The organism is Acidisphaera rubrifaciens HS-AP3 (assembly GCF_000964365.1).
In the GTDB taxonomy this organism is placed as follows: Bacteria; Pseudomonadota; Alphaproteobacteria; order Acetobacterales; family Acetobacteraceae; genus Acidisphaera; species Acidisphaera rubrifaciens.
The window spans coordinates 1-11,977 of sequence record NZ_BANB01000066.1 but is presented as its reverse complement, the minus strand read 5'-3'; the positions used below and the strand labels follow the sequence as shown (position 1 = coordinate 11,977).

Annotated in this window: 6 protein-coding genes; 2 read left to right on the top strand and 4 right to left on the bottom strand. The window is 72.2% G+C overall.

The window, feature by feature from the left end; all coding sequences use genetic code 11:
• Positions 1-82: 82 nt before the first annotated feature.
• Together B8460_RS02290 and B8460_RS02285 are read left to right on the top strand one after the other, a co-directional pair.
• Positions 83-2,263, top strand: a complete 2,181-nt coding sequence (locus B8460_RS02290) for an amylo-alpha-1,6-glucosidase (protein ID WP_048859950.1) — start codon at positions 83-85, stop codon at positions 2,261-2,263.
• Between the two features lie 91 nt (positions 2,264-2,354).
• On the top strand, positions 2,355-4,160 hold the full coding sequence (locus B8460_RS02285; protein ID WP_241771075.1) for a glycoside hydrolase family 15 protein: 1,806 nt from the start codon (positions 2,355-2,357) through the stop codon (positions 4,158-4,160).
• Between the two features lie 9 nt (positions 4,161-4,169).
• Here B8460_RS02285 and B8460_RS02280 read toward each other — a convergent pair whose 3' ends face one another.
• The 4 genes from B8460_RS02280 to B8460_RS20770 form a co-directional block, all read right to left on the bottom strand.
• Positions 4,170-7,274 carry an efflux RND transporter permease subunit gene (locus B8460_RS02280; protein ID WP_048859949.1) on the bottom strand — a complete coding sequence of 1,035 codons (3,105 nt, stop codon included), beginning with the start codon at positions 7,272-7,274 and terminating at the stop codon, positions 4,170-4,172.
• Positions 7,271-10,375 carry an efflux RND transporter permease subunit gene (locus B8460_RS02275; protein WP_048859948.1) on the bottom strand — a complete coding sequence of 1,035 codons (3,105 nt, stop codon included), beginning with the start codon at positions 10,373-10,375 and terminating at the stop codon, positions 7,271-7,273. Before B8460_RS02275 ends, B8460_RS02280 begins: the two co-directional genes overlap by 4 nt.
• Positions 10,372-11,658 carry an efflux RND transporter periplasmic adaptor subunit gene (locus tag B8460_RS02270; protein ID WP_052945109.1) on the bottom strand — a complete coding sequence of 429 codons (1,287 nt, stop codon included), beginning with the start codon at positions 11,656-11,658 and terminating at the stop codon, positions 10,372-10,374. Before B8460_RS02270 ends, B8460_RS02275 begins: the two co-directional genes overlap by 4 nt.
• 40 nt (positions 11,659-11,698) lie before the next feature.
• The coding region (locus tag B8460_RS20770) for a TolC family protein (protein ID WP_048859947.1) at positions 11,699-11,977 on the bottom strand (279 nt) is incomplete at its 5' end.

Below are 11,977 nucleotides of genomic sequence, written 5' to 3'. Positions count from 1 at the left end.
CCGAGGCGATCGCGGCGGCCGGGGGCAGCGTCGCCGACCCGGCCGAGGCGCGGCGCATCCTCGACCGGACCGGCCGCATCTGATGGACGACCGGACGGCGGGCGCCGACCACCCCGAATCCTTCGCCATCGCCACCACGGCGAGCCTGCAGGAGCTGCGGCCGCGCGTGCTCAAATACGGCGACACCTTCGCCGTGTTCGACCGCAACGGCGACATGCGCGGCCTGCCCGGCGGGCCGGAGGGGCTGTACCACCGCGACACGCGCTATCTCTCGCGCCTCGAACTGCTGGTCGCGGGCGTGACGCCGATCGTGCTCAGCTCGACGCTGCGCGACGACAACGCGATGCTCACCTGCGACCTGACCAACCCGGACTTCACCGACGCCGACGGGCGGGTGCTGGAACACGACCTTATTCACGTGCGGCGGTCGAAGTTCCTGTTCGAATCCACCTGTCACGAGCGCATCGGCGTGCGCAACTACGCCGTGACCGGCCAGCGCTTCGACATCGAGCTGCGTCTCGGCGCCGATTTCGCCGATCTGTTCGAGGTGCGCGGCAGCCGCCGTGCGCGGCGCGGCCGGCTGCATCCGCCGCGCGTCGACGGCGCGTCGCTGATCGCGGCGTATACCGGGCTCGACGACGTGCTGCGCGAGACGCGCGTCGCCTTCGATCCGCCGCCGGACGTGCTGGAGGCGGGGCGCGCCGTCTGGCATGTCGATCTGCCGCCGGGCGGCTCGCTCGCGCTGTTCCTGCGCTTCGACCTTGCCGATGCGGCGGATGACGCGGTGCCGGTGCGGGTGGGCTTCGGCCGTGCCCTGCGCCTCGCGCGCCGGCGGCTGCGTCAGTCGTCGGGGCGCGCGACGGCGATCGTGACGTCGAACGAGATCTTCAACGAGGGGATGCGCCGCGCCATCTCCGACATCACGATGCTGATCACCGACACGCCGCAGGGACCTTATCCCTATGCCGGCATCCCGTGGTACAGCACCGCCTTCGGCCGCGACGCGCTGATCACCGCGCTGGAGACGCTGTGGCTCGATCCGGAGATCGCGCGCGGCGTCCTCGGCTTCCTCGCCGCCAACCAGGCGACCGGCTACGACGCCGCCTCCGACGCCGAGCCGGGCAAGATCCTGCACGAGACGCGCGCGGGCGAGATGGCCGATCTCGGCGAGGTGCCGTTCCGCCGCTATTACGGCAGCGTCGATTCGACGCCGCTCTTCATCATGCTCGCCGGCGCCTATCTCGACCGCACCAACGATACCGAGACGCTGCGCCGCCTGTGGCCCAACATCGACGCCGCGCTCGGCTGGATGGACGGCCCCGGCGATCCCGACGGCGACGGCTTCATCGAATACGCCCGCGCGACGGATGCGGGCCTTGCCAACCAGGGGTGGAAGGACAGTTACGACAGCATCTTCCACGCCGACGGCACGCTGGCGGAGGGGCCGATCGCGCTGGTGGAGGTGCAGGGCTACGCGCACGCCGCCCGTCTCGCCGCCGCGCGCATCGCCCGCCGCCTCGGCGACGTCGCGCGGGCCGAGACGCTGACGCAGCAGGCGCACACGCTGCGCCAGAAGATCGACGCCGCGTTCTGGTCGCCCGCGCTCGATTTCTATGCCCTCGCGCTCGACGGTAAGAAGCGGCCCTGCCTCGTGCGTGCGTCCAATGCCGGGCATCTGCTGCTGACCGGCACCGCGCGTCACGATCACGCGACGCGCGTCGCGGGGCATCTGCTCGACGGCGGTTTCTTCTCCGGCTGGGGCATCCGCACCGTCGCGGCCGGCGCCGCGCGCTACAACCCGATGTCGTACCACAACGGGTCGGTCTGGCCGCATGACAACGCGCTCATCGGCATCGGCCTCGCCCGCTACGGGATGCGGCTGGAGGCGGCGCGCATCCTCGACGGGCTGTTCGACGCCTCGACCTATATCGAGTTGCGCCGCGTGCCGGAGCTGTTCTGCGGCTTCCGTCGTCGCCATACGCAGGGGCCGACCTACTACCCGGTCGCCTGCGCGCCGCAGGCCTGGTCGGCGATGGCGCTGCCGGCCCTGCTGGCGGCGTGCCTCGGCATTACCTTCGATCCGGCACGGCGCACCGTGATCTTCAACCATCCGGTGCTGCCGCGCTGCCTGTCGGAGGTGCGGCTGACCGGACTCGCCATCGGCGACGCGCGGCTCGATGTCGTGCTGCGCGGCGCGCGCGACGACGTGGCGATGCGCGTGACCGGGCGGCGAGGTGACATTCACGCCATCATGGTGGTTTGAACGCCGCGGCGGTTGCATCTATGGGCATCGGCGTCATTCTGCGCCGGCCCCGCCGCCGTCCGTTCCCTTCCTCCATCTGGCGAACCAACCCATGACCGATCACGACGACGTGCCGCCGCCGATCGAGGACTATGCGATGATCGGCGACTGCCGCAGCGCGGCGCTGGTCAGCCGCGACGGCGCGATCGACTGGCTGTGCTGGCCGCGTTTCGACAGCGACGCGCTGTTCGCCCGCCTGCTCGGCACGCGCGACAACGGCACCTGGCGCATCGGCCCGCGGGACACCGGCGCGCGGATCACGCGCCGCTATCGCCCCGGCACGATGATCCTGGAGACGACGTTCACCACGCCGGGCGGCACCGTGCGGCTGACCGACTTCATGCCGCCCGGCAGCGTGCGCCCGTCGGTCGTGCGCATCATCGACGGCGTGGACGGAAGCGTGGAGATGGCGCTGCACGTCACCGTCCGCTTCGGCTACGGCGATGCCGTGCCCTGGGTGACGCGCCTGCACGAGGAGCACGGGCTGCGCGCCGTCGTCGGGCCCGACATGGTCGTGCTGCGCGGCCCGGTGCCGCTGGAGGGCGAGGCGATGTCGAGCGTCGCGCACTTCACCGTCGCGGCCGGCGAGCGGCTTGCCTTCGTGCTCACCCACGGCCCGTCGCACCGCCCGATGCCCGAGCCGCTCGACGCCGCGGCGGCGCTGTCCGCGACCGACGCGTACTGGACGGAATGGAGCGGGCGGATGCGCTACGAGCACCGGTATCAGGATGCGGTGAGCCGCTCGCTGCTGACGCTCAAGGCGCTCACCTACGCGCCGACCGGCGGCATCGTCGCCGCCCCCACCTCGTCGCTGCCCGAACAGCTCGGCGGCCCGCGCAACTGGGATTACCGGTTCTGCTGGCTGCGCGACGCGACGCTCACGCTCGTGGCCCTGCTGCATGCCGGCTACACCGAGGAGGCGGCGGCCTGGCGCGCCTGGCTGCAACGCAGCGTCGCCGGCAGCCCGGCGCAGGTGCAGATCATGTACGGCATCGGCGGCGAACGCCGGCTGACGGAGTGGGAAGCGAGCTGGCTGCCCGGCTATCAGGGCGCGCGGCCGGTGCGCATCGGCAACGCCGCGCACGGCCAGCTTCAGCTCGACGTGTACGGCGAGGTGATGGACGCGCTGTACCAGGCACGCAGCGCCGGACTGCCCGTCAACGGCGAGGACGTGGCGCTGCAGGCGGCGTTGCTCGACCATCTCGCCGAGATCTGGGACCAGCCGGACGAGGGCATCTGGGAGGTGCGCGGCGGGCGGCGGCACTTCACCTTCTCCAAGGTGATGGCCTGGGTCGCCTTCGACCGCGCCGTGCGCTCGGCCGAGGAAATGGGCCTCGATCTGCCGCTCGACCGCATGCGCGCGCTGCGCGACCGCGTGCATGCCGATGTCTGCGCGCACGGCTACAGCCCCGCGCGCGGCGCCTTCACGCAAAGCTATGGCGAGCCGGGCCTGGACGCGAGCCTGCTGCTGCTGCCCATCGTGGGCTTCCTGCCGCATGACGACCCGCGCGTGCGCGGCACCGTCGCCGCGATCGAACGCGAACTGGTGGAGGACGGCTTCGTGCTGCGCTACCGGACGGAGGAGGGCAAGGACGGCTTGCCGCCGGGCGAGGGCGTGTTTCTCGCGTGCAGCTTCTGGCTCGCCGACAACATGGTGCTGCAGGGCCGCATCGACGAGGCGCGCGCCCTGTTCGAGCGGTTGCTGTCGCTGCGCAACGATGTCGGCCTGCTGTCCGAGGAATACGATCCGAAGGCGCGGCGTCTCGTCGGCAACTTCCCGCAGGCATTCTCCCATCTCGCGCTGCTGCACACCGCCTTCCACCTCGCCGAGCAGGGACCGCTCGGCCTGCGCGACTGAACGCCGCCGCTAGTCCGCGGCACCGGGCACGACGATCGGCACCCGCTTTCCGCGCGCCAGCCGCTCCAGCGCGAGATAGACGACCGGCGTCGTGTACAGCGTCAGCAGTTGCGAGACGATCAGGCCGCCGACGATCGAAACGCCGAGCGGACGGCGCATCTCCGCCCCGGTGCCGAAGGCGAGCGCCAGCGGCAGCGCGCCGAGGATGGCGGCGAGCGTCGTCATCAGGATCGGGCGGAACCGCTCGATGCATGCCGCGTGGATCGCCGCGGCCGGCGTCATCCCCTGCGCGCGCTCGGCTTCCAGCGCGAAATCCACCAGCATGATCGCGTTCTTCTTGACGATGCCGAGCAGCAGGATGATGCCGACGATGCCCATGATCGACAGATCGAGCCCCGTCGCCAGCAGCGCCAGCAGCGCGCCGAGGCCGGCCGAGGGCAGGGTCGAGAGGATGGTCAGCGGATGGATCAGACTCTCGTACAGCACGCCGAGCACGATGTAGATCGCCAGCACCGCACATCCGATCAGGATCGGCTGCGACGCCAGGCTCTCCCGCAGGAACTTCGCCGTGCTCGCGTATTCGACATGCACGTCTGGCGGCATGCGCAGCGCGTCGGCGGTGCGGTCGATCGCCGCCTCCGCGTCGCCGAGCGAGGTGCCGCGCCCGGTGTTGAAGCTGATCGTGCCGGCCGGCATCTGATCCTGGTGCGTGACCATCAGCGGCGTGGTGCCGGGGACGAAGGACGCGACCGCCGACAGCGGTACCTCCCGCCCGTCGCGACCGGGCAGGTAGAGCCGGTCGAGCCGCGCCGGATCGGCGACCACGGACGGCGCCGCCTCCAGCACGACATGATACTGGTTGCGTCCCGTGTAGCGCGTGACGACCTGCCGCTGCGCATAGGCGTCGGCCAGCGCCTCGTCGATCGCGGCGACGGACACGCCGAGGGAGGCGGCGCGCACGCGGTCGATCGCGACCGTCATCTGCGGCCCGGCCTCGTCCTGATCGGTGCTGACATCCGCCACCGCCGCCACATGGCGCAGCCGGTCCGCGAGCCGCAGCGTCCAGAGGCGCATCGTCGCGAGGTCGGGGGCCACGATCGACACCTGATACTCGCCCGCGCCGCTGCGCCCGCCCGGACGCAGCTCCTGCGACGCGGCGAGCACGGTCTGCATCCCGCCGATCGCCGCCAGCCGCGGGCGCAGTCGGTCGATCACCTGCTGCGCCGTCACGCCGTGGCGGTCGGGCACCGGCTTGAGCGTGACGTACAGCGTGCCGCGATTGGCGGCACCCCATCCCGTCGTGACGCCCACCACCGACCCCGTCGATTGCACCGCCGGGTCCGCGAGGATGACGTCGGTCACGCGCTGCTGCTTCGCCGCCATCGCCGTGAACGAGGTGTCGGGCGAGGCGATGGTGGTGCCCATGACCAGCCCGGTGTCCTGCTCCGGCAGCAGCGTCTTCGGCACCGCGCCGTATTGCCGGATCGTCAGCACCACCGTCGCCGCCATCACCAGCAGCATGAACACCGGATGGCGCAGCGCCCAATCCAGGCTGCGCGCATAGCCGCGCAGCAGCGCGCGGAACGCGCCGTCCGCGCCGCGGTCGAGCCGTCCCGCGAGCCCGCGCGGCGGCGGCCGGTCGCGGTCGAAGCGCGCGCACATCATCGGCGTGAGCGTGAGCGACACCACCGCCGAGACGACGATCGCCGCCGCGACCGTGACGGAGAACTCGCGGAACAGCCGCCCGATCACCCCGCCCATGAACAGGACCGGGATGAACACCGCGATCAGCGACAGGCTGATGGAAATCACCGTGAAGCCGATCTGCCGCGCGCCCTCCACGGCCGCCGGCCAGGGCGCCACGCCGCGCTCGCGGAAGCGGTAGATGTTCTCGATCATCACGATCGCGTCGTCGACGACGAAGCCGACCGACAGCGTGATCGCCATCAGCGAGAAATTGTTCAGCGAATAGCCCATCCACCACATCACGCCGAGCGTGCCGGCGATCGACAGCGGCACCGCGACCCCGGCGGCGAGCGTCGGCAGCAGCCGCCGCATGAAGGCGAACACGACCAGCAGCACCAGCACGACGGTGATCAGCAAGGTGATCTGCACGTCGGCGATGCTGGCGCGGACCGTCACCGTGCGGTCGGCGACGTCGGTCACGCGGATGCCGGGCGGCATCCAGCGCATCAGCTGCGGGAGGATCGTCGCCACCCGGTCGGCGGTCGCCAGCACGTTCGCCTGCGCGTCCTTGCTGATGCTCACCAGGATCGCGGGCGATCGCCCTTCCCATGCCGCGAGACGGGCGTTGGCGACGCCGTCGGTGACCGCCGCGACGTCGCGCAGCCGCAGCACGCCGCCGGGCCCCGCGCGGATCACCAGCGGCGCCCAGTCCCGCGCCGCGTGCAACTGCCCGTCGAGCACGATCGCCTCGTCATGCAGCCGTCCGCTGATGTGTCCGGTGGGGCGCAGCACGCTCGCGTCCTGCATCGCGCTACGGACGTCCGAAGCCGCGACGCCGGCCGCGGCCAGGCGCGCGGGATCGAGGGCGACACGCACCGCCGGCGGCGCCGCGCCGCTGATCAGCACCTGCGACACGCCCGGCACCTGCGCCAGCCGCTGCGCCAGGATGCTGTCCGCCGCGTCGTAGATCTGCGGCAGGCTCAGCGTGTCCGACGTCAGCGCATAGGTGACGACCGGAAACTCCGACGGGTTGATCTTGCGATAGAACGGCCGCGTCGGCATGTCCGCCGGCAGGTCGGTCGCGGCGGCATTCAGCGCCGCCTGCACGTCATGCGCCGCCGCGTCGATGTCGCGGTCGATGGTGAACACGATCACGATCGACGTGTTGCTGGCGGTGCTGGTGGACGTCAGCTCGATCACGCCCGGGATGGTGCCGAGCCGGCGTTCAAGCGGGGCCGCGATCGAGCTTGCCATCGTCTCCGGATCGGCGCCAGGCCGCGCGGCCAGCACGACGATGGTCGGGATGTCGATCTGCGGCAGCGACGCGACCGGCAGCGCGCGATAGGCAACCGCGCCCGACAGCAGCAGCCCGAGCGCGAGCAGCAACGTCGCGATCGGCCGCCGTATCGCCGGCAGCGACAGGTTCATTCCGCCGCCCCGCTTACCTGGGCCGCGCGCCGCACGCCGCGCCGCGCCGCCAGCCGCTCGAAGGCGAGGTAGATCGCGGGCGTCGTGTACAGCGTCAGCAACTGACTCAGCAGCAGGCCGCTCACGATCGTCACGCCCAGCGGATAGCGCAGCTCCGACCCCGCGCCACGGCCGAGCACCAGTGGCAGCGCGCCGAACAGCGCCGCCGCCGTCGTCATCAGGATCGGGCGGAAGCGCAGCAGCGCCGCCTCCTCGATCGCCGCCCGCGCCGTCATGCCCGCGCGCTGCGCCTGCATCGCGAAATCCACGACCATGATCGCGTTCTTCTTGACGATGCCCATCAGCAGCACGATGCCGACCAGCGCCACCAGCGACAGGTCGAGCCCGCAGGCCAGCAGCGCCAGCAGCGCGCCGATCCCCGCCGAGGGCAGCGTCGACAGGATCGTCACTGGATGCACCCAGCTTTCGTACAGCACGCCGAGGACGATGTAGATCACCACCACGGCGGCGAGGATCAGCCACGGCTCGGCGGCGAGCGAGCGGCGGAACTCCGCCGCGTCGCCCGCGAAATCGCCGTCGATCGCCGCCGGCAGCCCGATCGCCGCCCGCGCCGCGCCGATCGCCGTCACCGCGTCGCCGAGCGAGGCGCCTTGTGCCAGGTCGAAGCCGATCGTCACCGCCGGAAACTGCGCCTGATGGCTGATCACCAGCGGCGCCACCCCGGTGGTGAAGCGCGCCATCGTGGCCAGCGGCACCTGCGCGCCGCCGCGCCCGGCGACACGCAGCGCGCCGATCCGCCCCGCGTCGCTCCGCCACGCCCGATCCGCCTCCAGCACCACGCGGTACTGGTTCGCCTGCGCGAAGATCGTACTAACCTGCCGCTGCCCGTACGCATCGTACAGCGCGTCGGCGATCGCCTGCATCGTGACGCCGTAGCGCGCGGCGAGGTCGCGATCGACCTGCACCACCACCCGCCAGCCGTCGTCCTGCGCGTCGCTCGCGACGTCGCGCAGCACCGGCGACCGCGCCAGCCGCGCCACCAGACGCGGCGCCCAGCGCGCCAGCTCGCCCGCGTCCGTGTCGGTCAGCGTGTACTGATACTGCGTGCGCGCCCGCCGCGTGCCGATCTGGATGTCCTGCACCGGCTGCAGATAGACGCCGAGGCCCGGGATGTCGCGCGCGTCCGCCGCCAGCCGCGCCAGCACGCGCCCCAGCGCGTCGCGCTCGCCGACGGGGCGCAGCGTGACGCTCATCTGTCCGGTATTGGCGCTCGTCGCGTCGCCGCCCGACGACGCGATCACGTCGGCGACCGCCGGATCGGCCGCGACCCGCGCGGCATAGCGCGCCTGCAACGCCGCCAGCCGCGCGGCGGAGGCATCGGGCGCCGCCTCGGTCGTGATCTGGATCAGCCCCGTGTCCTGCCGCGGCAGGAAGCCCTTGGGGACCACCACGTACAGCGCGACCGTCCCCGCCAGTGTCGCCGCCGCCATGATCAGCATCAGCGTCCCGTGACGCAGCGACCAGCGCAGGCTGCGCGCATAGGCGGCAAGCGTCGCGTCGAAGGCGGACGCCGACCACCGCGCGAGCCGCCCCGGCGCCGCCGCCGGTGCGGGACGCAGCAGCCGCGCGCACATCATCGGCGTGATCGTCAGCGACACCAGCGCGGAGACGATCACGGCGACCGACAGCGTCACCGCGAATTCGTGGAACAGCCGGCTGATGATGCCGGTCATGAACAGCAGCGGGATGAACACGGCGATCAGCGACACCGTCAGCGAGACGATGGTGAAGCCGATCTGCGCGCTGCCCAGCCACGCCGCGCGCAGCGGCGTCTCACCCGCCTCGATCAGCCGTGCCACGTTCTCGATCATCACGATGGCGTCGTCCACGACGAAGCCCGTCGCGACCGTCAGCGCCATCAGCGACAGGTTGTCGAACGAATAGCCCAGCAGCGCCATCACCGCGAAGGTGCCGGCCATCGACAGCGGCAGCGCCACCGCCGGGATCAGCGTCGCCCGCAGCGAGCGCAGGAAAGCGAGGATGACCAGCACCACCAGCCCGCCCGCCGCGAGCAGCGTGAGCTGCACGTCGCGCACCGACGCGCGGATCGTCGCCGTGCGGTCGGCGACCGCGGTGATGCGCACGTCGCCGCCGATCGCACGTTGCAGGTCGGGGAGGGCGGCGCGTATGCGCGCGACGGTCGCGACGATGTTGGCGCCGGGCCGGCGCTGGATGTCGAGCACGACGGCCGGGCGCGGCGGTGCACCGGGATGCAGGTACCAGCTCGCGCTGTCGGCATTCTCCAGCCCGGCGGCGACGCTGCCCACGTCGCCCAGCCGCACCGCCGCCCCGTCATGCCAGGCGAGCACGAGGCGGCGATAGGCGTCGGGGCTGGCGAGCTGATCGTTCGCCCCCACCGCCGTCGCCTGCCGTGGCCCGTCGAACCCGCCCTTGGCGCCGTTGGCGTTGGCGTTCGCGATTGCCGTGCGCACGTCCGCCATCGACAGCCCATAGGCGGCCAGCCGCGCCGGATCGACCTGCACCCGCACCGCCGGGCGCAGCCCGCTCACCACCGTCACGCGCCCCACGCCCGCGATCTGCGACAGCCGGGGCTGCAGCACGGTGTCCGCCGCGTCGCTCATGCGCGCGACCGGCACCGCGTCCGACGTCAGCACCAGCGTCAGCACCGGCGCGTCCGCCGGATTGACGAGGTTGTACGTCGGCGGATACGGCAGGTTCGGCGGCAGGGTCGCACCGGCCGCGTTGATCGCCGCCTGCACGTCCTCGGCCGCGCTGTCGATGTCGCGCGACAGGTCGAACTGCAAGGTGATGTCGCTCGAATCCGCGCGGCTCTGCGAGGTCATCAGCGCCAGCCCCGGGATCTGCCCGAGCTGGCGTTCCAGGCTCGCGGTGACCAGCAGCGCCATCGTGCGCGCATCCGCCCCGGGCAGGCGCGTGCGCACCTCGATCGTCGCGAAATCCGCCTGCGGCAAGGCGGCGACCGGCAGCGCGCGATAGCCGAGCACGCCTGCCAGCAGCACCGCGACGGCCAGCAGCCAGCTCGCGATCGGGCGGGCGATGAACGGCCCGGACAGGTTCATCCGGGCGCGCGCGCCCCATCCGGCGTCCGATCCGGCGTCCCGTTTGGCGCCCCATCCGGGACCGGCCCCGCCGCGTCCGGCCCCGCCGCGTCCGGCATGACCGAAACGCGCGCCCCGTCCGACAGCCGCGCCGCGCCCTCGACCGCGATGCGCTGCCCGGCGTCCAGGCCGGCGGTGATGACGATCGCATGCAGGTCCGCGTGCCCCGTCGTCACCGCGCGGCGATGCGCGATGCCGGCATCGTCGATGACATACACGTACGCGCCCGCCGGCCCGCGCAGCACCGCACCGGGCGGCACCACGACCACCTGCCGCAAGGTCGCGACATGCACCCGCACGGTGACGAAGGCGCCCGGCCACAACGCGCGGCGCGCGTTGGGGAACGTCGCCTTCAGCCGGATCGTGCCGGTCGCGCTGTCGACGCTGTTGTCGAGCACGGCGAGCGTGCCGCGATCGAGCGGCGTCGCGTCGCCGTCCGCCGCGTCGCCGTCCGCCGCGTCGCGCATCGCCACGGCCTCGGGCGCGCCGGCCGCCATCGCCGCGCTGATCGCCGGCAGATCCTGCTGCGGCAAGGTCAGCACCACGTCGACCGGGCGCATCTGCGAAATCACCGTCAGCGGCGTGGTGTCGGTCGGATGGACGATGTTGCCGACATCGACGCTGCGGAACCCCGCGCGCCCGTCGATCGGCGCGGTGATCGTCGTGTACGACAGGTTGGTGCGCGCGGTGTCGACCTGCGCCTGATCCTGGCGCAGCTGCGCCTCCAGCTGCGCCACCGTCGCGCGCTGCGTGTCGGCGGTCTGCGCGCTGGTATAGGCATTCTTCGCCAGCTTCTCGTAGCGCGCGAGATCGAGCCGCGCATTGGCGAGCGTCGCCTCGTCCTGCGCCTTCTTGGCCGTCGCCTGATCGAGCGCCGCCTGGTACGGGCGCGGGTCGATGCGCGCCAGCAGCTCGCCGCGATGCACGTGCTGCCCCTCGTGGAAATCCACCTCCACCAGCGGGCCGTCGGCCATCACATGGATGCTGACCGACGCCGATGCCTGCACCGTGCCCAGCCCGTCGAGCCAGACCGGCACGTCGGCGCGCCTGCTTGTCGCCGCGACCACCGGGACGGGCGGGGCGGCGCGCGCGGCGGCCGGGTCGTGGCGCGGCCAGAACGCGATCGCCCAGACGATGCCGGCCGCGAGCAGCAGGCACAGGACCGCCATCCCCGCGCGCCGCCAGCCGCCGCGTCGCGGCGGGGCGAGCCGTCTGTCGTCATCCGCGCGCGGCAGCACGTCCATGCGCCGTGATCCTTTTCTGCGGGCCGCCGTCCATCCGCCGTCAGCGTAGGTTGCCGCCCACCGGCAGCGCCACGCCGCCGGGCACCGGTCCCGGCGACAGGCCGGGAAACGCGTCCTCGATCCCCCCGGCGGGCGCCGACCAGCCGCCGCCCAACGCCTTGTAGAGGTTGAGGAGGGATTGCAGGCGCACAAGGCGCACCTGCACCAGCGTATCGTCGGCGGCATACAGCGTGACCTGTGCCTGCAGCATCGCGGTCACGTCGGCGGTGCCGGCCTGCATCTGGATGCGCGCGATGTCCACCGCCTTCTGCGCCACCGC

Excerpts from the sequence above, each read along its gene's own strand:
- B8460_RS02290 (WP_048859950.1), top strand. The coding sequence starts at position 83 with ATGGACGACCGGACGGCGGGCGCCGACCACCCCGAATCCTTCGCCATC.
- B8460_RS02285 (WP_241771075.1), top strand. The coding sequence starts at position 2,355 with ATGACCGATCACGACGACGTGCCGCCGCCGATCGAGGACTATGCGATG.
- B8460_RS02280 (WP_048859949.1), bottom strand. The coding sequence starts at position 7,274 with ATGAACCTGTCGCTGCCGGCGATACGGCGGCCGATCGCGACGTTGCTG.
- B8460_RS02275 (WP_048859948.1), bottom strand. The coding sequence starts at position 10,375 with ATGAACCTGTCCGGGCCGTTCATCGCCCGCCCGATCGCGAGCTGGCTG.
- B8460_RS02270 (WP_052945109.1), bottom strand. The coding sequence starts at position 11,658 with ATGGACGTGCTGCCGCGCGCGGATGACGACAGACGGCTCGCCCCGCCG.